The sequence below is a fragment of the Pantoea sp. PSNIH1 genome, from assembly GCF_007680655.1.
GTDB classification, from domain to species: Bacteria; Pseudomonadota; Gammaproteobacteria; order Enterobacterales; family Enterobacteriaceae; genus Pantoea; species Pantoea eucrina.
Genome location: NZ_VEIP01000001.1, coordinates 1,154,868 through 1,180,812, shown reverse-complemented (window position 1 = coordinate 1,180,812; position 25,945 = coordinate 1,154,868). Strand labels below are relative to the sequence as shown.

Here is a 25,945-nt window from a genome sequence, read left to right as displayed (position 1 = left end):
GAGAAATTACTCAGGGAACCACTTCTGGTTGATCTGCTGCCAGCTGCCGTCAGCTTTCAGAGCCGCCAGCGCGGTATTGAACTCATTCAGCAGGTCACTGTTACCCTTACGCACGGCAATACCCAGCCCGTTGCCAAAGTATCCGGCATCGGTCACGTGCTCGCCCACGGTAGTGAGATCCTCATTGGCTTTAAGCCACTGACTGACCACGGCGCTGTCGCCAAATACGCCATTGAGGCGGCCGTTTTTCAGGTCGAGAATCGCATTCTGATAGCTGTCATACGCGACCGCTACCACGTCCGGATGCTTTTCAGTCAGATATTTCTGGTGAGTGGTGCCGTTCTCTACGCCGATACGTTTGCCTTTCAGCTGGCTGAAATCGCTGAACTCTCCTTTACGGGCAATGACGATAGCGGAGTTGGCATAGTAAGGCTGGCTGAAATCGACCTGCTTACTGCGCTCGGCGGTAATATCCATACCGGAAATCACCGCATCATAACGGCGGAATTTCAGCGACGGGATCAGGCTGTCAAACGCATTATTTGTGAACGTGCACTCCGCTTTGATTTTCGCACAGAGCGCTTTCGCCAGATCGATATCAAAGCCCACAATCTGATTGTCGTGATCCAGTGATTCAAACGGCGGATAGGTAGCGGAAACAGCAAAACGTATTTTTTCAGCTGCATAAGCATTCACAGTAACCGCAGCGAGCGCTGCGGCGATAATCCATTTTTTCATCATGTCATTCTCATAAGCAAGCCAGAAGCGGAATGCGTGACACAATGCCATTGAATGAATTTTTATGCAATTATTTTGGATAAGTAAGGCTTTATAATGGGCGGCTGCTCTGACGCCGGCATGGCGCACAAGCAACCGCTCCGGTGGCGATTAGCTGCGCTGCTCAAATACCAGTGCGCGTTTCTCTATCAGCCGCATCAGCAGCGTCAGCGCGCCGTTAACCACCAGATAGATCAGACCCGCCGCCGCATACACCGTAACGTCATAGGTGCGTCCGTAGAGCATCTGACCGTGGCCCATCACTTCCATCAGCGTAATGGTGTAGGCCAGCGAAGTGCTTTTAAACACCAGCACCACCTCGTTGGAATAGGAGGAGAGGGCGCGCTTAAACGCATAGGGTAGCAAAATACGCAGCGTATCTTTGCGGTTCATGCCGAGCGCGGCGCATGACTGCCACTGACCCGCCGGAATAGCGCGTACCGCACCATAAAATAGCTGGGTGGTGTAGGCGGCGCTGTTGAGCGAAAGCGCCAGCATCGCGCACAGCCAGGGCTGCGACAGCAGATGCCAGAGCCAGGGTACGCTCTGAATAGCGGGAAACTGGCCTGGCCCGTAGTAGATCAGGAAAATCTGCACCAGCAGGGGAGTACCGGTAAACAGCGTGATATAGCCTCTTACCAGCAGGCTGGCGACCGGGACTTTCAGCGCCAGCACGACAGTACAGAGCAGCGACAGCAGCAGCGCGGCCGCCAGTGAGGCCAGCGTCAGCGTTAAGCTGGTATGCAGACCTTTTAACAGTTCGGGTAAATAGTCGAGCATATGTCAGGCTCCCCGCTCAAAACGCGTGGTGCGTAATTCAATGCGGCGTAAAATCGCCTGACTGAACAGCGTAATCACCAGATAGATAGCGGCCGCCACCAGATACCAGGTAAACGGCTCCTGCGTACGCGTAGCGATACTTTTCGTCTGCAGCATCAGGTCGTTGACGCTGATCAGCGACACCAGCGCCGTATCTTTCAGCAGCACCAGCCACTGGTTGCCGAGGCCCGGCAGCGCATGTCGCCACATTTGCGGCATAATCAGCCGGAAAAAGATGGCAGACTTTTTCATCCCCAGCGCCTGACCAGATTCCCACTGGCCTGCCGGTACTGCTTTCAGCGCACCGCGCAGCGTCTGTGATGCATAGGCGGAATAGAGCATAGCCAGCGCAATCACCCCGCAGAGAAACGGGCTGACATCAAAATTCTCAATCTGCAGCTGCACCGGAATAGTCACCAGGCCCAGATTAAGACTGAAACCGTCAGAGAGCGTCAGCAGCAGCTGTGAGGCACCAAAATAGATAAAAAGGACGACCAGGATTTCCGGCAGACCGCGGATCAGCGTGACCAGCACGGTGCCGACCCACGCCAGCGGTTTTATGCGCAGCGACTCCCAGCCAGCAAACAGCATTGCCAGCACAAGGCCGGCGATCAGCGCACAAACAGCAAGGCCGACGGTTATCCCGGCGGCACTTGCAAGTGAGATCATTTCATTCATCAGAGATTACTGCTGGAACCATTTGCTGTAGATAGTCTTGTAGGTGCCGTCAGCTTTGATCTTATCCAGTGCCGCGTTGAACTTACCCTGCAGTTCAGCGTTGCCCTGACGCACGGCGATGCCCAGGCCGGTGCCAAAGTAATCTTTATCCGTGACCTTTTCACCCAGCGGTGCCAGCGTTGCGTTCTGCTTCAGCCACTCATTGACCACGGCGGTATCACCAAAGACGGCATCGATGCGGCCATTTTTCAGATCCAGTACGGCGTTCTGATAACTGTCGTAAGGCACGATAGTAATATCGCTATGCTTGTCAGTCAGGAACTTCTGGTGGGTGGTACCGTTTTGTACGCCGACGCGCTTGCCTTTAAGGGCAGCAACATCAGCCAGCTTGCCTTTCTGCGCAATAAAGGTGGCAGAGTTATCGTAGTAAGGCTTGCTGAACAGCACCTGCTTTTCACGTTCCGGCGTGATGTCCATACCGGCCATTACCGCGTCAAAACGGCGGAATTTCAGGCTGGGGATCAGGCTGTCGAACGCCTGATTAGTAAAGGTGCAGGTCGCATCCATCTCTTTGCAAAGGGCGTTAGCGAGATCGACATCGAATCCCTGAATTTTGTTCTCAGCGTCAACGAATTCAAACGGCGGATAAGAGGCTTCGGTAGCGAAACGCAGCGTCTGTGCAGCGGAAGCGCTCAGGCTCAGCGTGGTGAGCAGGGCAGCAAGTACAACTTTTTTCATTATTAGCATCCTGACTTAGTGCGAAAGATAGTGTGCAAACGCATCGGTTTGCGGCTGTGTAAAGCGGCTGGCATCACCCTGTTCAATGATGTGACCATTCTCCATATAGACCACGCGGCTGGCGGTTTTGCGCGCCACTTCTACCTCGTGGGTCACAATAACCTGCGTGATCTGCGTCTGTGCCAGTTCACGAATAATCGTCACAATCTGCGCGGTAATTTCCGGATCGAGCGCGGCGGTGGGCTCATCGAACAGCAGCACCTGCGGCTCCATCATCAGCGCGCGGGCAATCGCCACGCGCTGCTGCTGACCACCGGAGAGGTGCAGCGGAAAACGATCGGCATAAGGCGTCAGGCGCAGGCGCTCCAGCAGCTTATCGGCACGCGCGCGCGCCGCCTCTTTTGTCAGGCCCAGCACCCGGCAGGGAGCCTCAGTGAGGTTTTGCATAACCGTCAGGTGGGGCCAGAGGTTATATTGCTGGAATACCATGCCGACGTTCTGGCGCAGCTCGCGAATCGCGCTGTCAGCAGGCGTTTTGGTAAAGTCAAACTGGTTGCCGGCAATCTGCAGCGTACCAGAACGCGGCAGCTCCAGCAGATTGAGTACGCGCAGGAGTGAGCTCTTCCCGGCACCGCTGGGACCGAGCAGCACCAGCGTCTCTCCCTGCGGACACTCCAGGTTGATGTCAGACAGCGCCTGATGGGCACCGTAAAAGCAGTTAATAGCGTTTAATTGAATACTCATGCGCGGAAAAATAGAGAGCAAATAGTGCCGCAAATCTTAACGTTCCCGGCATAGTTATGCAAATCGGGTGACTTAAAATTTATTAAACAGCGCATTACCCGCTCCGGTGCAGCAGAAAATTGTGCGGCCTGCGTCAGGCGTGGTTTGCGCGACTTTCACGCCTGACGTTAACACCGGTCAGGAGCTCTCTACCGATGTGGCACCCTAATGTGTGAGCAGGATAACAAAAAAATGCGCTATTTTTTCTGCTCCAGCAGCTGGCTGAGTGAGCCGCCACCGGCATGCGGCCACGCTGCCATATAGCGCACATCCTGCACCACCCAGCACTCGCCTTCGCGGATCATCAGCACCTCATCGCGCCACTGTTTATCACCGCGTGTCAGCGTAACGCGTAGCGGGATATTTCGCGCATCGCGATTGGGGATCGAAGAGGCGCTGTCAACCTCAGCAGCATCCGGCCCCTGCGCCAGGCTGGAAAAGAGATCGCCCTGACGCCACTCTGCCGGCTGATTGCGTTTTTCCCGCGCCTGCAGCAGCGTCTGATAAAGATGATCGCTCAGATAAGGGCGATATCTGGCCAGCAGCGCAGGGTCAGGCAGGCCTGCTGAGGGTGCCTTCACGCGTAAATCATAAAACTGTTGCGCCACGCTATCCGGCCCGCCATCAATACAGGACGCACTGCGCGGGCCATTATCCCTGATAACCGGCTCTACGGTGGTACAGGCGCTCAGCAGCGTTGCTGCTGATGCCAGCAGTGCAAGGGCTTTGATTCTCATCTCCGGTTCCTTATTGTTCTGTGGCAAAGCATGGGTTTTAGCATAGAGTATAGTCGTGCTTTTTCAGCACCATGCGTGCGGGTTCCATCGACATCTTCAGGAGATAACCATGAAATTTTCGACGACACCAACTCTGGAAGGCCACAGCATTACTGAATACTGCGGCGTTGTGACCGGCGAGGCGATTCTGGGCGCCAATATTTTTCGCGATTTCTTCGCCGGTATCCGCGATATCGTAGGTGGCCGCTCAGGTGCCTATGAAAAAGAGCTGCGCAAGGCGCGGGAGATTGCGTTTAAGGAGCTGGGCGATCAGGCGAAAGCGCTGGGCGCTAACGCGGTAGTCGGTATCGATATCGATTACGAAACCGTGGGTAAAGACAGCAGTATGCTGATGGTCAGCGTCTCCGGCACCGCCGTTATCGTGCGCTAATGCGTTTACTGCTGGTTACAGCGATGGCGCTGCTGCTCAGCGCCTGTCACTCCTCAATGGAAGCGCGTCAGGGTTACTGGGCCGATACCACTCATCCGGCGCAGGGGGCGCGACCGCGCATTAAAGTTGTAGTGATCCACTACACCGCGGACGATTTCTCCTCTTCGCTGGCAACCCTGACCGATCGGCAGGTCAGCGCACACTATCTGATCCCGCGCCAGCCGCCGCAGAGAGCGGGCAGGGGAGTGGTCTGGCAGCTGGTGCCGGAGCAGCAGCTTGCCTGGCATGCCGGGCCCAGTTTCTGGCGCGGTGCAACCCGGATTAATGACACGTCTGTAGGGATTGAGATAGTCAATGCAGGCTATCAGCGTACGCTAACCGGGCTAAGGTGGCAGCCTTATACAGCCGATCAAATCACCGTACTGGCGGCGCTGCTGCGCGATCTGCAGCAGCGTTACGCTATTGCGCCCGAAAATATCGTGGGCCACGGCGATATTGCGCCGCAGCGCAAGCAGGACCCGGGTCCGCTCTTTCCCTGGCAGCAGCTGGCCGCGCAGGGAAGCGGCGCCTGGCCCGATCCGGCGATTACTGCCCGTTATCTGGCGGGGCAGTCTGCCAGCACCGTTGTAGATCCGCAGCCGCTGCTGGCAGCGCTGCAGCAGTATGGCTATGACGTGGCGGGCGCGACAACGCCTGAGATGCAGCGCCGGCTGATTGCGGCCTTTCAGATGCACTTCCGCCCGCGCGACTACCGGGGCGTTGCTGACGCAGAGACGCTGGCGATAGCCCGGGCGCTGCTGGCACAGTATGGCGCAGCGCGCTAGCGGTCAGCCCGCTGACTGCAGAAACGCCTGCCAGCGTGCGACGACCTGCTGCAGATCGGCGCGGGACACATCGAGATGGGTCACCATGCGCGTCCGGGCGCCCACGCTGATAAGAATATCGGCGGCGTGCATCCAGCGCTGCAGCGCATCTGTCTGCTCTGGCGGAACCTGCACAAACAGCATGTTTGTCTGCTGGCTTATCACCTCCACACCCAGCGCGCGCAGCTGCTCTGCCAGCCACGCGGCGTTGTCATGATCCTCCTGCAGCCGGGTCACGTTGTGCTGCAGCGCATAGCGTCCGGCCGCCGCCAGAATGCCCGCCTGGCGCATACCGCCACCGGTCATTTTACGCCAGCGCCGCGCCTGCTCTATATAAGCGCTGTCGCCGCACAGCAGCGAGCCTACCGGCGTGCCCAGTCCCTTTGAGAGGCAGATAGTCAGCGTATCGCAGTAGCGTGCAATTTCTGCCAGCGTCACCTGCTGTGCCACCACGGCATTAAAGATACGTGCGCCATCAATATGCAGCGCCAGCCCGCGTTCGCGGGTAAAGTGCCACGCCTGCTCCAGATAGCTGAGCGGCAGTACTCTGCCGTGATGGGTATTTTCCAGACTCAGCAGGCGGGTGCGGGCAAAATGAATATCGTCCGGCTTAATCGCAGCGGCCACGTCCGCCAGCGGCAGGGTACCATCCTCCGCGGCAAGGATTGGCTGAGGCTGAATACTGCCCAGCACCGCCGCGCCCCCCGCTTCATATTTGTAGTTGTGCGCCTGCTGGCCAACGATATATTCATCGCCGCGCTGGCAGTGGCACAGCAGCGCCACCAGATTAGCCTGGGTGCCGGTAGGAAAGAACAGCGCGGCCGCTTTGCCGCTTGTCGCTGCCGCTTCGGCTTCCAGTGCATTGACCGTGGGATCGTCACGATAGACGTCATCTCCGGTGGCGGCGTTCATCATGGCGTCCAGCATCGCCGCACTCGGGCGGGTTACGGTATCACTGCGCAAATCGATCACGTGGCTCTCCTGAAAGAAAAAGCGGGCTGTTCGCCCGCATTATTGCCTGTCCGGCAGGAGCTTTGTTTTACCGCAGCCAGTTGGTTTTCGCCAGCTCGGTGATCTCATTGCCGCGTCCGTTGAGGATGGCGCGCAGCATATAGAGACTAAAGCCTTTTGCCTGCTCCGCTTTGATTTGCGGCGGCATCGACAGCTCCTCTTTAGCCGTATGCACATCCACCAGGACCGGGCCATCATGCGCAAAAGCCTGCTCCAGCGCCGCATTAAGATCTGACGCTTTTTCAACCCGGATACCTTTGATGCCGCAGGCGGCGGCAATCGCAGCAAAATCAGGATTTTCCAGGTCGGTGCCGTCGGTAAGATAACCGCCCGCTTTCATCTCCATTGCCACAAAGCCCAGCACGCTGTTGTTGAAAATCACCAGCTTAACCGGCAGTTTCAGCTGCGCTACCGAGATAAAGTCTCCCATCAGCATACTGAAGCCACCGTCGCCGCACAGCGCCACCACCTGACGCTCTCTGTTGATAGCCTGCGCACCCAGCGCCTGCGGCATCGCATTCGCCATAGAGCCGTGATTAAACGAGCCCAGCAGGCGCCGTTTGCCGTTCATCTGCAGATAGCGCGCCGCCCAGACGGTGGGCGTGCCGACATCGCAGGTAAAGATGGCGTCGTCAGCGGCGTAGCGGCTGATCTGTTGTGCCAGATACTGGGGATGGATCGCCTGGTTGTCGTTTGCGGTTGCCAGATCGTCCAGGCTCTTGCGGGCGTCAGCGTAGTGCTCCAGCGCACGATCGAGATGATGGCGATCGTCATGCATCTCAAGCTGCGGCAGCAGCGCCTGGATCGTGGCTTTAACGTCACCCACCAGCGGCATATCGACATGGCTGTGCGCCCCCAGGCTGCCGGGGTTGATATCGATCTGAATGATACGCGCGCTGGCAGGGTAGAAGGCACGATAGGGGAATTTCGTGCCGAGCAGGATCAGGGTGTCGGCATTCATCATGGCGTGATAGCCGGAAGAGAAACCAATCAGCCCGGTCATACCAACATCATACAGGTTGTCATATTCGATGTGTTCTTTGCCGCGCAGCGCGTGCACTACCGGCGCCTTAAGCCGTTCCGCCAGGGCGACAACTTCAGCATGGGCACCGGCGCAGCCGCTGCCGCACATCAGCGTAATATTGCCCGCGCCGTTAAGCGTTTCCGCCAGGGTAGCGAGCTCCGCTGCGGCCGGCACGACCTGTGGCAGCTGCGGCGGATACCATTCGCTGCGTGCACTTTTCGGGGCGGGCTGCAGCGCCACGTCACCCGGCAGGACAATCACAGAGACCCCGCGGTTGAGGATCGCTTTACGCATGGCGATGCCCAGAACCTGCGGCAGCTGCTCCGGATTAGAGACCAGCTCACAGTAGTGGCTGCATTCGCGAAACAGCTCCTGCGGATGCGTCTCCTGAAAATAGCCGCTGCCAATTTCGCTGGAAGGAATATGCGCGGCAATCGCCAGCACCGGCACATTGTTACGATGGCAGTCAAACAGCCCGTTAATCAGGTGCAGGTTACCGGGACCGCAGGAGCCGGCGCAGACCGCCAGCTCGCCGCTGATTTGCGCTTCTGCACCGGCGGCAAACGCGGCCACCTCTTCATGTCGCGTTGGCATCCATTCAATCGTACCCATGCGATTCAGGCTGTCACTCAGGCCGTTAAGCGAATCACCGGTTACGCCCCAGATACGTTTTACGCCTGCGCTCTCCAGCGTTTGCGCCAGCAGGGCGGCCACAGTTTGTTTCATCATTTGCTCCTTTCTGATGGGGGGCCATCTATGCTGATGGCAAAAATCTGTCAGTCAGAAAGCGTAGACGAAGCCGCTGCGCGCCAGCCGTGAAAAAGTGCGCTGCAGACCCGTCAGGCGGAAAAAAAGGCGATCAGCACCGGGGCCAGCAGGCTCATAATAAAGCCGTGCACGATGGCTGCAGGGACGATCTCCATGCCGCCGGCGCGCTGCAGAATCGGCAGGGTGAAATCCATGGAGGTGGCACCGCTCAGGCCCAGCGTCATACTGCGGTGCCGGGTAATAAGCAGCGGGATCAGCATAATTGTGATCAGCTCACGCAGCAGATCGTTAAAGAACGCTGCGCTGCCGATAACGGGACCAAACGCGTCCGTCATCAGAATGCCTGAAAGCGAATACCAGCCAAAGCCGCTGGCCAGCGCGAGGCCGGTTTTGAGCGGCAGTCCAAGGCAGACAGCGGCGAGTGCGCCTCCGGCCAGTGCGCCAGCCAGCGACACGGCCGCCACCAGCGCACCCCGCCGGTTAAGCGTAATCTGCCGCAGCGTCATGCCGCTGCTGCGCAGCTGAACGCCCACCAGAAACAGCATCAGGATCAGGGCATATTCGCTGACGGTGGCCGCATGGCGCAGCGGAGCCCACTGCGTCAGGCCGAGCAGAAATCCGCCCAGCACCGAGCCGCACAGCTTGAGTGAGTCCAGCGCCATCGCGAGACGCGACGGCAGCGCCTGCGCTTTATGCTGATGCCGCCACGGCAGACGCTGCTCAAGCAGCCAGAACGCCAGCAGCGAACAGGCGAGAATCAAGAGACCAGAGATAAAAGCGGTATAAAAAATGGTGAGCAAATTCGTGCTGAGATTATCAAGAAATGCCAGGCTCACGCCCATAAAAAACAGAATGATATAGACCAGCGCACTGAGCAGCCGCGCCACCGCGCGTAGCAGTACCGGCTGCTGCAGATGCAGCAGATAACCAGCAATCAGCGGCAGCAGAATAATCATCAGACCATACATAGCGAACATCCGTCCGTGGGAAAAGGACGCCACGCTAATCAAAAAAGCGCACGCTGTAAATCACCGTCTGCGGATAATTTGCGCCTTGACCCATACGCCACCGTACACCATGCTCAGGCAACCTCTGTACAGGATAACCCTATGATTCTGGATCATATTGATATCAGCGGCTTTCGCGGCATTAATCAGCTCTCGCTGCCGCTTACGATGACGAATCTTCTGATAGGTGAAAACGCCTGGGGCAAATCAAGCCTGCTGGACGCGTTCTCACTCATGCTGGATCCGGCCAGCGCGCACGCCACCCTCAGCGAAGAGGATTTCCATTTCCCCGCCGCGGCCCCCGCGGCACGCTGGCGCACACTACAGATAGTGGTGCGCTTTCGCGCCTGTGAAGCAGAGCGGGAAAATACCCTGCTGCAGCCTTTCTGGCAGCACGATGAGCAGGGGAGTTATCTGCGCTTTAGTCTGCGGGCTACCTGCAAAGCGGACGGCGTGAAAAGCAGCTGGCGTTTTATTGACGCGCGTAATCAGCTGCTGGCAGCGGAGCCGACGGCGGCGGCGATAAGCTGGCTGCGGCAGCACCATCCGGTGCTGCGTTTACGCGATGCGCGGTTCGGACAGCGCCATCGGACGCATGAACCAGGCGGTGAGGGTCGGGATCCGGGTCTGCAGGCGCTGCAGAGCGTGTTACAGCAGCTCAATCGCGCGGCGGGCGGCCGGGCGGTGAGCGATGAGGTGCTGCTGCAGGGCGTACAGACAATGCAGCAGCTGATGGCGCACTATTTTCTCGTTCAGCAACCCGGCGTCAGTCACCCGCGAATGGCACCGGAACTGCGCGACGGCAGCGCAGGCTGGCAGGCGCTGGATGCGCTTAACCGGCTGCTGGCGGGGGCTAGTGCAGAGCATCGTCGCGAGGTGCAGCTGCGGCTGCTGGCACTGCTGCCCGGCAGCAATGCGCTGCCAGACGGCGCCCAGCCTGTTCTGCTGGTCGAGGATCCTGAAACCCGGCTGCACCCGATAATGCTTTCGGTTACCTGGAATTTACTGACGCTGCTGCCGCTGCAGCGGCTGGTCACCACCAATTCAGGTGAACTGGTTTCCCAGACGCCGCTGGAAAACCTCTGCCGTCTGGTGCGTGAAGCGAGCCGCGTAGCGGCGTGGCGTATCGGCGAAGCGGGGCTGAGCGCCGAGGATCATCGCCGCATCGCGTTTCATATTCGCGTTAATCGACCCGCCGCGCTGTTTGCCCGCTGCTGGCTGCTGGTAGAGGGCGAGACGGAGGTGTGGATCGTTAACGAGCTGGCGCGACAGCAGGGCGATCATTTTGCCGCAGAAGGGATCCGGGTGATCGAGTTTGCCCAGGCAGGCCTGAAGCCGCTGCTGAAATTTGCCCGGCGTATGGGAATTGCCTGGCACGTATTGACCGATGGCGATGAGGCAGGAAAGAAATATGCGGCGACCACCCGCAGCCAGCTGCTGACCCACGAAAAGGAAGAGGTGCACCTGACGCAGTTTCCGGCAGCTGACATTGAACACTTTCTCTATCAGCACGGATTCCGCGCGGTCTATCATCAGATGGCGCACCTGCCGTTAAACATTGCGATGACGCCACGGCGTATTATTACGCAGGCGATCCATCACAGCTCTAAGCCTGAGCTGGCCATTGCCGTGGCGCTGGCAGCCGGGGAGCGCGGCCCGCAGGCGATTCCGCCGCTGTTCAGAGCGCTTTTTAGTCAGGTAAAAATGCTGGCACAGCGGCGTGCAGGATAGGATGAAAAGTAAAATGCCAGCGTTACCGGCTGGCATTTCAGGGGCGGAGTGGTCAGAATAACCGCGCGCTGCGCCGGTCAGGAATGCAGCGACGCCTCACAGGGGACAATCAGACTGGCATGGTTGCCTTTTGGCCCTTCGTGAACATCAAACTGAACGTGCTGACCCGCTTTAAGCGTTCTGTAACCCTCCATCTGAATGGTGGAGTAGTGCGCAAAGATGTCATCGCCACCGCCAACCGGACAAATAAAGCCGAAGCCCTTGGCGTTGTTGAACCATTTAACAGTACCCGTCTCCATGCTTTTACTTCCCTCGCAAGACATTCTGATAAGTAGGTGAGGTCATCGCAGCTGTGAGTCGAGGTTGTTTAAAACTCAATCAGCTTGTGCATGTAGAATGTAGAGAAACGGACCTTATCGTCAAGCAATCGACCCGGATGCATGGGCAGAAAATCACCAAAATTTGAGGCAGTTAACGCTATTGAGAATTTTGTGATACAGGTCGCGCATCTGCTTTTCGTACCGATAGCAGCGATAGCAAACCCGGCTTGACAGACGTGTTAAACTTCAGGTTAGTGCAGGCTAAAATGCATGACCGCAACGCAGAATTCCAATGGACGATTATGGCAAACACAAACGACTGGCTTAATTTTGAACACCTGGCCGAAGACAAAGTACGTGAAGGGTTAAAGCCGCCTTCAATGTATAAAGTCATCCTGAATAATGACGATTATACACCTATGGAATTTGTTATTGACGTTCTGCAAAAGTTCTTTTCTTATGATATTGAACGCGCCACGCAACTGATGCTGAAAGTTCACTATCATGGAAAGGCAGTCTGCGGTGTTTTCACCGCTGAAGTAGCAGAGACAAAAGCTGCGCAGGTGAACAACTATGCCAGAGAGAATCAACATCCTTTGCTGTGTACGCTGGAAAAAGCCTGAACCTGTCTCCATATAGGAAACAGGCAGTCAGAGCGATAATTGGGGGAGGTGCCAAATGCTCAATCAAGAACTGGAACTCAGTTTAAACATGGCTTTCGCCAGAGCGCGCGAGCACCGTCACGAGTTTATGACCGTCGAACATCTGTTACTGGCACTGCTCAGTAACCCGTCGGCCAGAGAGGCACTGGAAGCCTGTACGGTGGATATTGTGGCTCTGCGTCAGGAACTCGAAGCCTTCATCGAACAAACCACGCCGGTGCTGCCGGTCGGCGAAGCTGAGCGCGATACGCAACCTACGCTCAGCTTCCAGCGCGTGCTGCAGCGGGCGGTATTCCACGTTCAATCTTCCGGTCGCAGTGAAGTTGCAGGCGCCAATGTCCTGGTTGCCATTTTCAGCGAGCAGGAGTCGCAGGCGGCTTATCTGCTGCGCAAACATGAAATCAGCCGTCTCGATGTGGTGAATTTCATCTCTCACGGCACACGTAAAGATGAGCCCGGCCAGTCGCAGAATAACGCGGACAATCCGGTCAATGAAGAGCAGGCAGGCGGGGAGGAGCGTATGGAGAACTTCACCACCAATCTTAACCAGCTTGCTCGCGTTGGCGGTATCGACCCGCTTATCGGGCGTGAAAAAGAGCTGGAGCGCGCCGTGCAGGTGCTGTGCCGCCGGCGTAAAAACAATCCGCTGCTGGTGGGTGAATCGGGCGTAGGTAAAACCGCGATTGCTGAAGGGCTCGCCTGGCGTATTGTGCAGGGTGATGTACCTGAGGTGATGAAAGAGTGCACTATCTATTCACTGGATATCGGCTCTCTGCTGGCGGGCACCAAATATCGCGGCGATTTTGAAAAGCGCTTTAAAGCGCTGCTCAAACAGCTGGAGCAGGATAACAACAGCATCCTGTTTATTGATGAGATCCACACCATCATCGGTGCCGGTGCAGCATCGGGCGGGCAGGTGGATGCCGCTAACCTGATTAAGCCACTGCTCTCCAGCGGTAAAATCCGCGTGATGGGTTCCACAACCTATCAGGAGTTCAGCAATATTTTCGAGAAAGATCGCGCACTGGCGCGCCGCTTCCAGAAAATTGATATTACTGAGCCTTCGGTTGAAGAGACCGTGCAGATCCTCAACGGACTGAAGCCGAAATATGAAGCGCATCATGACGTGCGTTATACCGCGAAGGCGGTGCGTGCCGCGGTAGAGCTGGCGGTTAAATATATCAACGATCGTCATCTGCCGGATAAAGCCATTGACGTCATCGATGAAGCGGGCGCGCGGGCGCGTCTCGTGCCGGTGAGCAAGCGTAAGAAAACCGTTAACGTATCCGATATTGAATCGGTTGTGGCACGGATTGCACGTATACCGGAACAGAGCGTATCGGCCACCGATCGCGATACGCTGAAAAACCTGGGCGACCGCCTGAAAATGCTGGTATTTGGCCAGGATAATGCGATTGAGGCATTGACCGAAGCGATTAAAATGAGTCGCGCTGGTCTGGGTCAGGATCGCAAGCCGGTCGGCTCCTTCCTGTTCGCCGGTCCGACCGGGGTAGGTAAAACAGAAGTCACCGTGCAGCTGGCGAAAGCGCTGGGCATTGAGCTGCTGCGTTTTGATATGTCGGAATATATGGAGCGCCATACGGTCAGCCGTCTGATTGGCGCACCTCCTGGCTATGTGGGCTTTGACCAGGGCGGTCTGTTAACGGATGCGGTGATCAAGCATCCGCACGCTGTGGTGCTGCTGGATGAAATTGAGAAAGCGCACCCGGATGTCTTTAACCTGCTGCTGCAGGTTATGGATAACGGTATGCTGACCGACAACAACGGGCGTAAAGCGGACTTCCGTAATGTGGTGCTGGTCATGACCACTAACGCCGGCGTACGCGAAACTGAACGTAAGTCAATCGGTCTGATTCAGCAGGATAACAGTACGGATGCGATGGAGGAGATCAAAAAGATCTTTACGCCAGAGTTCCGCAACCGTCTCGACAACATTATCTGGTTCCGTCACCTCTCTGCTGAGGTGATCCATCAGGTCGTCGATAAGTTTATTGTTGAACTGCAGGCGCAGCTGGATGCGAAGGGCGTCTCACTGGAAGTGAGCGACGACGCGCGCGACTGGCTGGCAGAAAAAGGCTACGATAAGGCGATGGGCGCGCGTCCGATGGCGCGTACGGTTCAGGAAAGCCTGAAAAAACCGCTGGCCAATGAACTGCTATTTGGTTCGCTGGTGGACGGTGGCTCTGTGTCAGTGGCGCTGGATAAAGAAAAAAACCAGCTTACTTATCACTTCCTGAGCGCAGAGAAGCGCAAAACGGAAGGCACTGTGCACTAATGCCAGGGCAATAAAACAAAAGGCCGGATAATTATCCGGCCTTTTTTTTTGCGGCTGGAAACTTAACCAGCCCGCGACGTGTGCAGCAGCTTAGCGACTGCGGAAGACAATGCGGCCTTTGCTCAGGTCGTACGGGGTCAACTCTACAGTGACTTTGTCACCCGTCAGGATGCGGATATAGTTTTTGCGCATTTTACCGGAGATATGAGCGGTAACCACGTGCCCGTTTTCAAGCTCTACGCGGAACATGGTGTTAGGTAACGTATCCAGTACGGTACCCTGCATTTCAATATTGTCTTCTTTGGCCATCGAATCCTCTGGGTGAACTACCAAACTGTTGAACCGGCAAGATAATGCCGAATTCCATGATTTATGTAAAGAAACGTTGGCTGTTTTTGCCAACGCTTCGCCGTGCGTCGCGCTGTCGCGCGTGCAGTACGGATAAATTCGGGTGTTGTTGACGTCTGCGGGGGATTAGCGGGCTAAGAATCTGCAGCAACCGGCCCGGCTGGGGTGGATGAAACAGTTTCAGGAAACAGGTGAGATTCCCAGCCTGGCAATTCCGGCTCGCCACAGCGAAGCGCGGACGACATACCAAACTCGCTTATTGTATCACTTTTATGTGGATTTGTGTGCAAAACATCTGCGGAGAGGGCTAAAAAAGGGTCTGCGTCTGCCAGCATCCTTCAGCAACCGGCTGCCACGCCAGCTTTTTTAGCTCCTGCAGATAGTCAGCGCGCGGAATTTCCGTTGCGCCGAGCGATGCCGTATGGGGATTAAGCACCTGACAATCGATAAGCCTGCCCTGATGAGCCCGGAAGTGCTGCGAAAATACCCACAGCGCGGTTTTTGAAGCGTTTTCCTGCCGGCTGAACATCGATTCTCCGCAGAACATCTGGCCGAGCGCCAGACCGTACATACCCCCGACCAGGCTATTTTCATGCCACACTTCAACAGAGTGCGCATGCCCCAGTTCATACAGGCGCAGCCAGGCGCGTTTGACCTCAAAAGTGATCCAGGTTCCCTCCTGACGTCCGGTCGCGCAGCCTTCAAGTACCTGTGCAAAGGCGTGGTTCATGGTCACGCGATAGGGAGAGCGACGGTGAAAACGCGCCATGCTCCGGCTGAGATGAAAGGCGTCTGGCATCAGCACGGCCCGCGGATCGGGCGACCACCAGAGAATCGGATCGCCGGGCGAAAACCAGGGAAAAATACCGTGCTGGTAGGCGTTAATCAGACGTGCAGGCGAGAGATCGCCGCCCATCGCCAGCAAACCGTTTGGTTCGCGCAGCGCCATTTCCGGCGGCGGGAAGTGCAGTGAATCACGTGAAAGTTGTACCAGTCTCATGGCATCAGCTACTCAGAAGCGTCATCTCCAGACTATAACGCAAAGCGCTGACGGAAACGCCAGTAGCGACCCGCTTTTGAGATTAATACGTCATGAGAACCTGATTCCACAATGGCGCCCTGATCCATGACGCAGATGCGATCCATCTTCTCCAGACCCCGCAGGCGATGTGTCACCATAATCAGCGTCTTACCCTTGCTGACCCGCAGCAGTAATTGCAGAATGTGCTGCTCGGTCGTGGCGTCCAGCCCTTCAGTGGGTTCATCCAGCAGCCAGAGATCGCCGTTGTGCAGCAGGGCGCGGGCGATGGCCAGCCGCCGCAGTTCGCCGCCGGAAAGGGGTCTGCCGCCTTCACCCATCCAGCTATCCAGTCCGTCAGGCTGTTCAGCCAGAAAGCCGAGCCCGGCCTGTGTCAGAGCGGCTGTCAGCTCACTGTCGCTGGCCGTTGGGCGCGCCAGTAAGAGGTTGTCCCGCAGCGTCTGGCTGAAAAGATGCACGCGCTGCGTCACCACGCTGATACGCTGCCGCAGGCTGGTCTCATCCCACTGTGAGAGCGGAGTATCATTAAGCTGAATACTTCCCGCGGTGGCTTCCCGGCTACGGGTGATAAGCGCCAGCAGGCTCGATTTACCGCAGCCGGTCGGGCCGAGCAGAGCGATACGTTCGCCTTGTCGCAGCTGCAGTGAAAAATGCGCTAATACCGGCTCCGGGCGCTGCGGATAGCTAAATGAAACGTTATCCAGCGTGAGGCTGATACCCGGCGCCGTATTCGGCATGGCTGGCGGAAAATAGATGGCAGGCGGCTGGTCGATAATCTCCTGCACGCGCCGTGCGGCGCTGCTGACCTGCGCCAGCGGCAGAAAAGCGCCGGCAACCGGTGCCAGCGCTTCAAACGCCGCGAGGCCACAGAACAGAAACAGCGCAATCGCTGCGCCCCCGACAGAAGCAGCTGACACCCACAGCAACAGCGTTACGGTCAGACCGGCTATCAGCAGCAGCAGGCTCTGCGCAAACGCCTGCAGGTGATGCTGCTGTTGCTGCGCGCGCTGCCACTGCTGCTCTGTGCTGTCCAGCCGCTGACGCCAGGCCGTCGCTGCACCATAGATTTTTAGCTCAGCCTGAGCCATGAGCCAGCCAGCAAGCTGCAGCCGCCAGCTCGCCTGAGAGCGGGCGATACGCGCGCCGGAAGCCTGACCAAAATAACAGAAGAGGGCGGGCAGCAGCAGCAGGGTCAGCAGCATGCTGCCGCCTAAGAGCAGCGCCAGAGGCAGGCTGAGCAGAGAGAGACTGCAGGTTACGACGATAATGACCACTGCCGCACCGGCCAGGGGCGAAATAATACGCAGGTAGAGATGATCGAGCGTATCGACATCGCTGACAAAACGATTCAGCAGCTCGCCATGACGAAAGCGCGATAGCTGCTCAGGTGCCAGCGCCATCAGGCGGCTGAAGGTGTAGACACGCAGATGCTGCAGCACCCGGAAAGTGGCGTCATGACTGACAAGACGCTCAAAATAACGCGCGGCGGTGCGTATAATCGCGGCACCGCGCACGCCTGCCGCCGGCAGCATATAGTTGAAGGCGTAGAGCCCGGCCAGCCCTGCCAGCGAGGAGGCAGCCAGAAACCAGCCCGAGAGCGTAAGCAGGCTCACACTGGCAAGCAGGGTGAGGATAGCCAGCGCGATCCCCAATCCCAGGCGCCAGGGGTGCTGCCGGAACAGACGCAGAAAAGGCATTATTGAGCGCACAGTGAAACCTCCTGCTGACGTTGCCGTATCATCTCCTGCAGCAGCCCGGGCTCCCTGCTGAGCTGCTGCCAGCTTCCCTGCTGTACCAGCGCACCCTGCTGCATGACCCACACTTCATCCCACTGCGCCAGATCGTGCAGCTGGTGCGTAATCATTAACGTTGTCTGCTGCCGTGCCGCCTGGTTAAGCGCCTGCATGACGTGATATTCGCTGGTGCTGTCCAGACCTGAACCCGGTTCATCCAGCAGCAGCAGTTTTGCCGGCTTCAGCAGCGCACGGGCAACCGCAATCCGCTGAGCCTGACCAACAGAAAGCCCGACACCATCCTCGCCAGTCGGCGTATCCAGCCCCAGCGGCAGGCTCGTCAGAAATGCGCTTACGCCAGCCTGGGCTAATACAGCCTGCAGTCTGCTCTCCTCAACGGGTCGATCCGGCATCAGGTTATCGCGCAGCGTTTGTGCAGGCAGCTGCGGATTCTGTCCCACCCAGGCAAGCTGCCGCTGCCACTCTGCACGATCGATATGGCGCAGATCCACGCCATTGGCCCGCAGCACGCCCTGCCAGGGCAGAAAACCGAGCAGCGCGTTCATCAGCACGGTTTTGCCTGCGCCGCTTTCACCGACCAGCGCGACCCGGCAGCCTGCGCGCAGGGTAAAGTTAAGCGGCTGCGTCAGCGCGTGGCCGCCAGGACTCATTACCACCAGATCCTCTGCGGTCAGCGTCAGAGGAGCCTCGTCACACCACGGGCGAACTGGCCCCTGTGGCCGGGCATCCGGTGTCGCCTGCAGAAACGTTTCCAGCGCATCTGCTGCGCCTGCCGCCTGCGCTTTGGCGTGATAAAAGGTACCCAGATCGCGCAGCGGCTGGAAAAACTCCGGCGCAAGGATTAGCGCAAGAAAGCCGGCAAACAGCGTTACGCCAGTACCATAATGACCAAAATTAAATTCGCCAAGGTAAGAAAAACCAAAATAGACGGCGACAACGGCAATCGCCAGCGAGGCGAAAAATTCCAGCACCGCCGAGGAGAGAAAAGCGAGGCGCAGCACGTCCATTGTCCGCTGCCGAAAGCTATCGGTGCTGGCGGCAATAGCCTGCTTCTCAGCCGCTGCGCGGTGAAACAGCCGCAGCGTGTCGCGTCCGCGCAGACGATCGTAAAAATCGCCGCTCAGGCGCGATAGCGCGAGAAAGTTACGCCGGCTGGCGTCCGCTGCGCCCATGCCCACCAGCGCCATAAATAGCGGGATCAGCGGAGCGGTGACCAGCAGGATCAGCCCTGCAGCCCAGTTAACGGGAAACACAGCTAGCAAAATTGCGCAGGGAATAGCAACCGCCAGCGTCATCTGTGGCAGATAACGCGCATAATATTCCTGCAGCTGTTCAATCTGCTCAAGCAGCAGCGTTGACCAGCTGCCGGCAGGTCTGCCCTGTATCCAGGCCGGTCCGAGCGCATCGATGCGATCAAGCAGCTGGCGCCGCAGCGCCCGCCGGATGGCGAGACCGGCGCGGAAGCCTGCCATCTCCCGGCCATAGTTAAAGCCGGCACGCAACAGAAAACAGAACAGCAACAGCAGAAACTGAGTGACCAGCGACGAGCGGGGCCGATCGGAGACAACCAGCTGCTGCAGTAGCGTAGCCATCAGCCACGCCTGGGCGATAAGAACGAGTGCGGAGGCAAAGCCGCATAGCGCAGCCAGCCGCAGGGCGGTAGCGCCGGAGGCCCGCTGCTGCCGTAACCAGCCCAGCAGGCGCTTTTGCCGTGATTTATTCATACTGTCGTCTGCTCTTCTGAAACAGGGCGAAAACCCGATAAAGTATCCGGTTATTGCGGTCGGCAGCACTTTAGCACGCGGTACATAAAAAAGGCGACCTGAACAGGTCGCCTCACTTTGATTATGATCAGGTTATTAACACGTTACCGATCGGTTTTAACCAGCCCATCCAGATAGCGCTCTGCATCCAGCGCTGCCATACAGCCGGTACCGGCAGAGGTAATCGCCTGACGATAAGTGTGATCCATCACATCGCCTGCGGCAAAGACGCCCGGAATACTGGTCTGCGTGGCGTTACCGTGCAGGCCGGACTGCACCTTAATGTAGCCATTTTCCAGCGCCAGCTGGCCCTCAAAAATGGCGGTGTTTGGACTGTGGCCGATGGCGACAAACAGGCCTGCGACCTCAAGCGATTCTGCAGGCTCACCGTTAGTTGCCAGCAGCTTCACACCGGTCACACCCATCTGGTCACCGGTCACTTCTTCCAGCGTGCGGTGCGTATGCAGCACAATGTTGCCGCTGCGCACTTTCTCCATCAGCCGGTCGATCAGAATTTTCTCTGCGCGGAAGGTGTCGCGGCGGTGAATCAGGTGCACCTCAGACGCGATGTTGGCAAGGTACAGCGCCTCTTCAACAGCAGTATTGCCTCCGCCGATCACCGCAACTTTCTGGTTGCGATAGAAAAAACCGTCGCAGGTCGCACAGGCAGAGACGCCACGGCCCTTAAATGCCTCTTCAGAAGGCAGACCCAGATAGCGTGCAGATGCACCCGTCGCAATAATCAGGGCGTCCGCCGTATATTCGCCGCTGTCGCCGGTCAGGCGGAAAGGGCGCTGCTGCAGGTCAACGGTATGAATATGATCGAACAGGATTTCAGTGTTGAATTTTTCGGCATGCGCATGCATACGCTCCATCAGCGACGGCCCGGTCAGGTCATGCGGGTCGCCTGGCCAGTTTTCAACTTCGGTGGTCGTCGTAAGCTGGCCGCCCTTTTCCAGACCGGTAATCAGAACCGGATTCAGGTTAGCGCGTGCCGCATAAACTGCAGCGGTATAACCGGCTGGGCCTGAGCCCAGGATAAGCAGTTTGCTGTGTTTGGCCGTACTCATGCATTCCTCAGTGTGTTTCTGACAACAGTGATTTTGATTGTAGGGAAATTAGGACAGCAAAAAAAGCTTTGCACCATTTTGTTAGCAATTGCTGCAAGCGGCGTAGACGATGAAACGCATCTTTGCTGCAGCGTTGCGCTAAAAGAGTGCATTCTGAGTAAATAAAAGGCATCACCGCCCTGAAAATATCATTTAAAAACAGGGCTCCAGCACGGTATCTGGCATCTTGTACTGAATTTAGATGTTTTACTTTGACAATCGCCTGCGCATTTGCGAAAACATTGGAAGAAGCAGAGAGTCTCTGGCGGTTCAGAACGGTAATTGATTGCTGTTTTGCGCGGTGGCGTCAGAAAATCTCAGCCTGACATTGGTAATGACGCATGATGTGGACAGACAGCATGCGTCATACGGATGGTGCGCGACTGCACAGGCTTATGGTCTTCAATTCAGTAAGGCTCTGGAATACGCATTTTTCAGGGTTGTGGCAGGCATAGGGAAGGAATTAAGAGAGACAATAATAATGGTAGACAATAAAAAGCGCCCCGGAAAAGATCTGGATCGTATCGACAGAAATATCCTGAATGAACTGCAAAAAGATGGCCGTATCTCCAATGTTGAGCTTTCCAAGCGCGTAGGCCTTTCGCCAACGCCATGCCTTGAGCGTGTTCGCCGCCTGGAGCGACAGGGCTTTATCCTCGGCTACACCGCTCAGCTTAACCCGCACTACCTTGATGCATCCCTGCTGGTATTTGTTGAGATTACTCTGAATCGCGGTGCCCCTGACGTGTTTGAGCAATTTAACGCCGCAGTGCAAAAACTTGAGGAAACTCAAGAGTGTCACCTCGTTTCCGGTGACTTTGACTATCTGCTGAAAACCCGCGTGCCTGATATGTCTGCCTATCGTAAACTGCTGGGAGAAACCTTGCTGCGCCTGCCAGGCGTAAACGACACCCGCACCTATGTCGTGATGGAAGAGGTGAAACAGAGTAACCGGCTGGTCATTAAAACCCGCTAACGCAGGGAAGGTGCAAAGCGTGCAGGATTTAGGTACACTCCTGTGAATTCATACAGGACCAGCGTCGGGCTCTTCCGGCGCTGTTGCCTTCTTATTTTACAGGCACCTGGAGAGTTCTCTTGAGCCAGGAATACACAGAAGATAAAGATGTTTCGTTACAACCGCTGAGCAGTGGACGTCGTCTGCTCGAGGCGTTGCTCATCCTTGTAGCCTTGTTCGCCATCTATCTGATGGTGTCACTGGTCAGTTTTAACCCTTCCGATCCCAGCTGGTCCCAGACCGCATGGCATGAACCTATCCACAATATCGGGGGTAGTCCAGGTGCCTGGCTGGCAGATACTTTGCTGTTTATCTTTGGCGTGATGGCCTATGCCATTCCACCCGTTATCCTGGGGCTGTGCTGGATCACTTTCCGTCAGCGCGATCGGCAGGATTATATCGACTATTTTGCCGTTGGATTGCGCCTGATAGGCGTGCTGGCACTGGTGGTGACCACCTGCGGACTGGCTGCGCTGAACGTGGATGATATCTGGTACTTTGCCTCAGGCGGGGTGATTGGCAGTCTGGTCAGCAATGCCATGGCGCCGTGGCTGCATGGTGCAACCGGCACGCTGACGCTGCTCTGTATCTGGGCCGCAGGCATCACGCTCTATACCGGCTGGTCATGGCTCGCTATCGCTGAAAAAATCGGGAGCGTAGTGATGGGCGTGCTGACTTTTGCCAGCAACCGCTCTCGTCATGACGATCGCTGGGAAGAGGATGAGTATGAAGAGGAAGCGGATATCCCATTGCGCCCGGTTGTGGCGTCTCAGGCTGCTGACGAAGAGGATGTTTTGCTGGCTGCGCCGCGAGCGCCTGCGTCTGCGCCTGCACTCTCTGCTGAGCTGGCCAGCGAACCGCTGCTGGCTAAAGCGTCCAGCGCAACCGCTGCGGCGCTTTCTGCGGTCAGTGAAGCTGCCCGTCAGGCACCGCCCGCTTCGGCTGCCGTAGCAGAACCTGCACCGACGGCGGAGCCAGCAGTTACGCAGGCTGCCGTGCCGCAACCGGTCACATCTCAACCGGTTGTGACCGCCACGCCAGCACCGCAGACGCCACCGCTTTATCATTTTGAACTGCCGGCAGAGCCTGTCGCGTCGCCTGCTGCACCGGATGAAGATGGCCCGCGCATGGGCGACTGGCAAAGTGCCGATCGCTTCTCTGCTGCCGCCCCTGCATTCACGGCCGCCGCGGCCACAGGTGCTGCCACCGCGGCCGTACAGCGTGCGGAAGAGTCGCTGTCGCCTGTTTTTGACATTGTGCCTGAGCGCGATCGTAACCCGCAGGTAAAACAGGGGATTGGTCCGGAGCTGCCGCGACCTAACAAAGTTAAACTGCCGACCCGACGTGAACTCGCCTCTTATGGCATCAAACTGCCTTCACAGCGTATGGCAGAGGAGAAAGCGCGCGAAGAAGCAGAGCAGCAACAGCCCGACGTGAGCGCCACGCTGCATCAGCCACAGTATGAGGAAGAGGCTACGCTTCAGGAAGCGCAGCTGCGTGATGCATTTCAGTCACAGCAGCAGCAGCGCTATGGTGAAAGCTGGGAGTCGCATACTGAAGAGGACGATCAGGAGGCGCAGCATCAGGCGCAGCTGGCGAGCCAGTTTGCGGCGCAGCAGCAGCAGCGTTACAGCGCACCGCAGGAAGAAAAAGCGCCGGTGTTTAATCTGGATACCTCGGCTGCTTTTGACTTCTCGCCGATGAAAGATCTGGTTGATGATACGCCGAGTGAACCGCTGTTTACTATTGCGGCAACGCCGGAGCCTGAAGCGCAGTGGCAGCAGTCAGCTTCACCGGCAGCCGAACCAGCCGCGCAGTGGCAGCAGCCAGCCGCACCGGCAGCCGAACCAGCCGCACCGGCAGCAGCACCAGCCGCGCAGTGGCAGCAGCCAGCCGCACCGGCAGCAGAGCCTGCCGCAGCACCGGCCGTACCGGCGCAGGATAGTCTGTTTCACCCTTTCCTGGTGCGTCATGAACGACCGCTGGAAAAACCTTCCACGCCGCTTCCGGTACTTGAGCTGCTGACGGCTCCTCCGGAAGAAGAAGAGCCGGTGGATATGTTTGCTCTGGAACAGACGGCGCGCCTGGTTGAAGCGCGTCTGGCTGACTACCGGGTAAAAGCGGAAGTGGTAGGGATCTCTCCGGGTCCGGTGATCACCCGCTTTGAGCTCGATCTGGCGCCGGGCGTTAAAGCGGCGAGGATCTCAAACCTTTCCCGCGATCTGGCGCGTTCACTGTCAGCCGTGGCAGTGCGTGTGGTAGAGGTGATCCCCGGTAAACCTTACGTTGGACTTGAGCTGCCGAACAAACATCGTCAGACGGTCTATCTGCGTGAAGTGCTGGATTGTGATAAGTTCCGCGATAATCCTTCTCCTTTGTCAGTGGTGCTGGGTAAAGATATCTCCGGACAGCCTGTTGTCGCCGATCTGGCAAAAATGCCACACCTGCTGGTTGCCGGTACCACCGGTTCCGGTAAGTCGGTTGGCGTTAATACCATGATCATCAGTATGCTCTATAAAGCGACCCCGGAAGAGGTGCGCTTTATCATGATCGACCCGAAAATGCTTGAGCTGTCAGTTTATGAAGGGATCCCGCACCTGCTTACCGAGGTGGTCACCGACATGAAAGACGCTGCTAACGCGCTGCGCTGGAGCGTGGTGGAGATGGAGCGTCGCTACAAACTGATGTCTGCGCTGGGCGTACGTAACCTCGCCGGTTATAACGAAAAAATTGAGCAGGCTGCGGCGATGGGCCGTCCGATTCCCGATCCGTTCTGGAAGCCGGGTGACAGCATGGACATGACGCCGCCCGTACTGGAGAAGCTGCCCTATATCGTTGTGCTGGTGGATGAGTTTGCCGACCTGATGATGGCGGTGGGTAAAAAGGTAGAAGAGCTGATAGCGCGTCTGGCGCAGAAAGCGCGTGCTGCCGGTATTCACCTGGTGCTGGCAACCCAGCGTCCGTCGGTTGACGTGATTACCGGTCTGATTAAAGCCAACATTCCTACGCGTATCGCTTTTACGGTATCAAGTAAGATTGACTCGCGTACTATCCTCGATCAGGGCGGCGCAGAATCGCTGCTGGGAATGGGTGATATGCTCTATATGCCACCTAACTCCTCAATGCCGGTACGCGTGCACGGCGCATTCGTGCGCGATCAGGAAGTTCATGCTGTCGTGCAGGACTGGAAAGCGCGCGGACGCCCGCAGTATATCGACAGCATCACCGCGGGCGAGGAGAGCGAAGGCGGCGCAGGCGGGATGGATGGTGATGAAGAGCTCGATCCGCTATTCGATCAGGCCGTCTCCTTTGTGGTTGAGAAACGTCGCGCCTCTATCTCTGGTGTACAGCGTCAGTTCCGTATCGGCTATAACCGTGCGGCACGTATCATTGAGCAGATGGAAGCGCAGGGGATTGTTTCTGAGCCGGGCCATAACGGTAACCGCGAGGTGCTTTCGCCGCCGCCACATGAAATGTAACGCTGGCTGACAGCACAACTTTCCTGATGGGCCAGTTAACAACTGGCCCATTGTTTATCTGTTGCGCAATCCCCATATCTTTGGGACCTTTCGGCTTTTTCTTCTGTCGAAGAGACAATACGGCAACTACGTTTAATAGCAGTGAGTATCAGGAACAGTGAATAAGGAATCGAATCAGATGAAATTACGCGTTATTGCCTGTGGCCTGCTGGCCGGTTTTGTTTCAGCATCAGCGCTGGCGGATGCCTCCGGCGACCTGCAGCAGCGCCTGAACAAAGTAAACAGTTTCCATGCCAGCTTTAGCCAGAAAGTCACCGACGGCAGCGGTGCCAATGTGCAGGATGGTGAAGGCGAGCTGTGGGTTAAGCGTCCCAGCCTGTTTAACTGGCACATGACGGCGCCGGATGAGAGCGTTATTGTCTCCGACGGTAAAAACCTGTGGTTCTACAATCCGTTTGTTGAACAGGCCAGCGTGAGCCTGCTGCAGAATGCCACCAGCAATACGCCATTTATGCTTATTGCCCGCAATCAGCCTAGCGACTGGAAGCAGTACAACATCAAACAGCAGGGTGACAGCTTTGAGCTGACGCCAAAAAACAGCGACGGCAACCTGAAACAGTTCACCATCAACGTATCGTCATCGGGCACTATCAATCAGTTCAGCGCGGTTGAGCAGGATGGCCAGCGCAGCAGCTACCAGCTGAAGAGCCAGAAAAATGGTGCTATCAGTCCCGATAAATTTACCTTTACGCCACCAAAAGGGGTAACGGTAGACGACCAGCGTCAGTGAGGTT

The 25,945-nt window shown here is 57.2% G+C and carries 23 protein-coding genes; 8 read left to right on the top strand and 15 right to left on the bottom strand.

The window, feature by feature from the left end; translation table 11 throughout:
- Positions 1-6 precede the first annotated feature (6 nt).
- From artJ (FS690_RS05495) to FS690_RS05470, 6 genes are all read right to left on the bottom strand, one after another.
- Complete coding sequence (artJ, locus tag FS690_RS05495; protein WP_039383495.1) at positions 7-738, bottom strand: arginine ABC transporter substrate-binding protein; 732 nt, start codon at positions 736-738, stop codon at positions 7-9.
- Positions 739-888: 150 nt separating this feature from the next.
- On the bottom strand, positions 889-1,557 hold the full coding sequence (gene artM, locus FS690_RS05490; RefSeq protein WP_094111973.1) for an arginine ABC transporter permease ArtM: 669 nt from the start codon (positions 1,555-1,557) through the stop codon (positions 889-891).
- A gap of 3 nt (positions 1,558-1,560) precedes the next feature.
- Complete coding sequence (artQ, locus tag FS690_RS05485) at positions 1,561-2,274, bottom strand: arginine ABC transporter permease ArtQ (protein WP_113655680.1); 714 nt, start codon at positions 2,272-2,274, stop codon at positions 1,561-1,563.
- A 6-nt stretch (positions 2,275-2,280) separates the two neighbouring features.
- Positions 2,281-3,012: an arginine ABC transporter substrate-binding protein gene (artJ, locus tag FS690_RS05480; RefSeq protein WP_071668670.1), complete on the bottom strand. Its 732-nt coding sequence runs from the start codon at positions 3,010-3,012 to the stop codon at positions 2,281-2,283.
- 15 nt (positions 3,013-3,027) lie between these two features.
- Positions 3,028-3,756 (bottom strand): arginine ABC transporter ATP-binding protein ArtP, encoded by a 729-nt coding sequence (gene artP / locus FS690_RS05475; RefSeq protein ID WP_039383501.1) that lies wholly within the window; start codon positions 3,754-3,756, stop codon positions 3,028-3,030.
- A gap of 236 nt (positions 3,757-3,992) precedes the next feature.
- Entirely contained in the window at positions 3,993-4,532 is a 540-nt protein-coding gene (locus FS690_RS05470; protein WP_094111971.1) for a lipoprotein, read from the bottom strand.
- 109 nt (positions 4,533-4,641) lie between these two features.
- Between FS690_RS05470 and FS690_RS05465 the strand changes: the two genes are divergently transcribed.
- Positions 4,642-4,962: a heavy metal-binding domain-containing protein gene (locus tag FS690_RS05465; RefSeq protein WP_039383506.1), complete on the top strand. Its 321-nt coding sequence runs from the start codon at positions 4,642-4,644 to the stop codon at positions 4,960-4,962.
- Positions 4,962-5,786 carry an N-acetylmuramoyl-L-alanine amidase gene (locus tag FS690_RS05460; RefSeq protein ID WP_145339171.1) on the top strand — a complete coding sequence of 275 codons (825 nt, stop codon included), beginning with the start codon at positions 4,962-4,964 and terminating at the stop codon, positions 5,784-5,786. The genes FS690_RS05465 and FS690_RS05460 overlap by 1 nt, the downstream gene beginning before the upstream one ends.
- 3 nt (positions 5,787-5,789) lie before the next feature.
- Here the strand turns inward: FS690_RS05460 and ltaE are convergent, their stop codons facing one another.
- The 3 genes from ltaE to FS690_RS05445 form a co-directional block, all read right to left on the bottom strand.
- Complete coding sequence (gene ltaE / locus FS690_RS05455; protein WP_104084715.1) at positions 5,790-6,797, bottom strand: low-specificity L-threonine aldolase; 1,008 nt, start codon at positions 6,795-6,797, stop codon at positions 5,790-5,792.
- A 67-nt stretch (positions 6,798-6,864) separates the two neighbouring features.
- A complete protein-coding gene (poxB, locus tag FS690_RS05450; protein ID WP_145339340.1) occupies positions 6,865-8,586 on the bottom strand; it encodes a ubiquinone-dependent pyruvate dehydrogenase in 1,722 nt (573 codons plus the stop codon).
- A 113-nt stretch (positions 8,587-8,699) separates the two neighbouring features.
- Positions 8,700-9,596 (bottom strand): lysine exporter LysO family protein, encoded by an 897-nt coding sequence (locus FS690_RS05445; protein WP_071668675.1) that lies wholly within the window; start codon positions 9,594-9,596, stop codon positions 8,700-8,702.
- Positions 9,597-9,737: 141 nt separating this feature from the next.
- Here FS690_RS05445 and FS690_RS05440 point away from each other — a divergent pair, with 141 nt between their 5' ends.
- On the top strand, positions 9,738-11,366 hold the full coding sequence (locus FS690_RS05440) for an ATP-dependent endonuclease (RefSeq protein ID WP_145339170.1): 1,629 nt from the start codon (positions 9,738-9,740) through the stop codon (positions 11,364-11,366).
- 77 nt (positions 11,367-11,443) lie between these two features.
- On the opposite strand, the gene cspD is transcribed toward FS690_RS05440, so the two are convergent.
- On the bottom strand, positions 11,444-11,665 hold the full coding sequence (gene cspD, locus FS690_RS05435; protein ID WP_071668677.1) for a cold shock-like protein CspD: 222 nt from the start codon (positions 11,663-11,665) through the stop codon (positions 11,444-11,446).
- Between the two features lie 323 nt (positions 11,666-11,988).
- On the opposite strand from cspD, the gene clpS reads away from it, so the two are divergent.
- Positions 11,989-12,309, top strand: coding sequence for an ATP-dependent Clp protease adapter ClpS (gene clpS, locus FS690_RS05430; RefSeq protein ID WP_039385772.1), 321 nt, complete (start codon positions 11,989-11,991; stop codon positions 12,307-12,309).
- Between the two features lie 55 nt (positions 12,310-12,364).
- Positions 12,365-14,644 carry an ATP-dependent Clp protease ATP-binding subunit ClpA gene (gene clpA / locus FS690_RS05425; protein ID WP_039383524.1) on the top strand — a complete coding sequence of 760 codons (2,280 nt, stop codon included), beginning with the start codon at positions 12,365-12,367 and terminating at the stop codon, positions 14,642-14,644.
- Positions 14,645-14,734: 90 nt separating this feature from the next.
- On the opposite strand, the gene infA is transcribed toward clpA, so the two are convergent.
- From infA to trxB, 5 genes are all read right to left on the bottom strand, one after another.
- Positions 14,735-14,953 (bottom strand): translation initiation factor IF-1, encoded by a 219-nt coding sequence (infA, locus tag FS690_RS05420; RefSeq protein WP_002211347.1) that lies wholly within the window; start codon positions 14,951-14,953, stop codon positions 14,735-14,737.
- Between the two features lie 346 nt (positions 14,954-15,299).
- The gene (aat, locus tag FS690_RS05415; RefSeq protein ID WP_104084718.1) at positions 15,300-15,992 is read right to left on the bottom strand and encodes a leucyl/phenylalanyl-tRNA--protein transferase; all 693 of its coding nucleotides are present in this window, start codon (positions 15,990-15,992) and stop codon (positions 15,300-15,302) included.
- Between the two features lie 32 nt (positions 15,993-16,024).
- Complete coding sequence (cydC, locus tag FS690_RS05410) at positions 16,025-17,740, bottom strand: cysteine/glutathione ABC transporter ATP-binding protein/permease CydC (RefSeq protein ID WP_145339169.1); 1,716 nt, start codon at positions 17,738-17,740, stop codon at positions 16,025-16,027.
- Entirely contained in the window at positions 17,728-19,509 is a 1,782-nt protein-coding gene (gene cydD, locus FS690_RS05405) for a cysteine/glutathione ABC transporter permease/ATP-binding protein CydD (protein ID WP_071668680.1), read from the bottom strand. Before cydD ends, cydC begins: the two co-directional genes overlap by 13 nt.
- A gap of 143 nt (positions 19,510-19,652) precedes the next feature.
- Positions 19,653-20,618 carry a thioredoxin-disulfide reductase gene (gene trxB, locus FS690_RS05400; RefSeq protein WP_071668681.1) on the bottom strand — a complete coding sequence of 322 codons (966 nt, stop codon included), beginning with the start codon at positions 20,616-20,618 and terminating at the stop codon, positions 19,653-19,655.
- A 520-nt stretch (positions 20,619-21,138) separates the two neighbouring features.
- Here trxB and lrp point away from each other — a divergent pair.
- The 3 genes from lrp (at position 21,139) to lolA (ending at position 25,941) form a co-directional block, all read left to right on the top strand.
- The gene (lrp, locus tag FS690_RS05395) at positions 21,139-21,633 is read left to right on the top strand and encodes a leucine-responsive transcriptional regulator Lrp (RefSeq protein ID WP_006118610.1); all 495 of its coding nucleotides are present in this window, start codon (positions 21,139-21,141) and stop codon (positions 21,631-21,633) included.
- 119 nt (positions 21,634-21,752) lie between these two features.
- Positions 21,753-25,151, top strand: a complete 3,399-nt coding sequence (locus FS690_RS05390; protein WP_145339168.1) for a DNA translocase FtsK 4TM domain-containing protein — start codon at positions 21,753-21,755, stop codon at positions 25,149-25,151.
- 178 nt (positions 25,152-25,329) lie between these two features.
- Entirely contained in the window at positions 25,330-25,941 is a 612-nt protein-coding gene (gene lolA / locus FS690_RS05385) for an outer membrane lipoprotein chaperone LolA (protein ID WP_039383538.1), read from the top strand.
- The last annotated feature ends 4 nt before the right edge of the window (positions 25,942-25,945 follow it).

What these genes read in the sequence shown, in the direction of transcription:
- artJ (WP_039383495.1), bottom strand. Translation starts at nt 738, where the DNA reads ATGAAAAAATGGATTATCGCCGCAGCGCTCGCTGCGGTTACTGTGAAT.
- artM (WP_094111973.1), bottom strand. Translation starts at nt 1,557, where the DNA reads ATGCTCGACTATTTACCCGAACTGTTAAAAGGTCTGCATACCAGCTTA.
- artQ (WP_113655680.1), bottom strand. Translation starts at nt 2,274, where the DNA reads ATGAATGAAATGATCTCACTTGCAAGTGCCGCCGGGATAACCGTCGGC.
- artJ (WP_071668670.1), bottom strand. Translation starts at nt 3,012, where the DNA reads ATGAAAAAAGTTGTACTTGCTGCCCTGCTCACCACGCTGAGCCTGAGC.
- artP (WP_039383501.1), bottom strand. Translation starts at nt 3,756, where the DNA reads ATGAGTATTCAATTAAACGCTATTAACTGCTTTTACGGTGCCCATCAG.
- FS690_RS05470 (WP_094111971.1), bottom strand. Translation starts at nt 4,532, where the DNA reads ATGAGAATCAAAGCCCTTGCACTGCTGGCATCAGCAGCAACGCTGCTG.
- FS690_RS05465 (WP_039383506.1), top strand. Translation starts at nt 4,642, where the DNA reads ATGAAATTTTCGACGACACCAACTCTGGAAGGCCACAGCATTACTGAA.
- FS690_RS05460 (WP_145339171.1), top strand. Translation starts at nt 4,962, where the DNA reads ATGCGTTTACTGCTGGTTACAGCGATGGCGCTGCTGCTCAGCGCCTGT.
- poxB (WP_145339340.1), bottom strand. Translation starts at nt 8,586, where the DNA reads ATGAAACAAACTGTGGCCGCCCTGCTGGCGCAAACGCTGGAGAGCGCA.
- FS690_RS05445 (WP_071668675.1), bottom strand. Translation starts at nt 9,596, where the DNA reads ATGTATGGTCTGATGATTATTCTGCTGCCGCTGATTGCTGGTTATCTG.
- FS690_RS05440 (WP_145339170.1), top strand. Translation starts at nt 9,738, where the DNA reads ATGATTCTGGATCATATTGATATCAGCGGCTTTCGCGGCATTAATCAG.
- cspD (WP_071668677.1), bottom strand. Translation starts at nt 11,665, where the DNA reads ATGGAGACGGGTACTGTTAAATGGTTCAACAACGCCAAGGGCTTCGGC.
- clpS (WP_039385772.1), top strand. Translation starts at nt 11,989, where the DNA reads ATGGCAAACACAAACGACTGGCTTAATTTTGAACACCTGGCCGAAGAC.
- clpA (WP_039383524.1), top strand. Translation starts at nt 12,365, where the DNA reads ATGCTCAATCAAGAACTGGAACTCAGTTTAAACATGGCTTTCGCCAGA.
- infA (WP_002211347.1), bottom strand. Translation starts at nt 14,953, where the DNA reads ATGGCCAAAGAAGACAATATTGAAATGCAGGGTACCGTACTGGATACG.
- aat (WP_104084718.1), bottom strand. Translation starts at nt 15,992, where the DNA reads ATGAGACTGGTACAACTTTCACGTGATTCACTGCACTTCCCGCCGCCG.
- cydD (WP_071668680.1), bottom strand. Translation starts at nt 19,509, where the DNA reads ATGAATAAATCACGGCAAAAGCGCCTGCTGGGCTGGTTACGGCAGCAG.
- trxB (WP_071668681.1), bottom strand. Translation starts at nt 20,618, where the DNA reads ATGAGTACGGCCAAACACAGCAAACTGCTTATCCTGGGCTCAGGCCCA.
- lrp (WP_006118610.1), top strand. Translation starts at nt 21,139, where the DNA reads ATGGTAGACAATAAAAAGCGCCCCGGAAAAGATCTGGATCGTATCGAC.
- lolA (WP_039383538.1), top strand. Translation starts at nt 25,330, where the DNA reads ATGAAATTACGCGTTATTGCCTGTGGCCTGCTGGCCGGTTTTGTTTCA.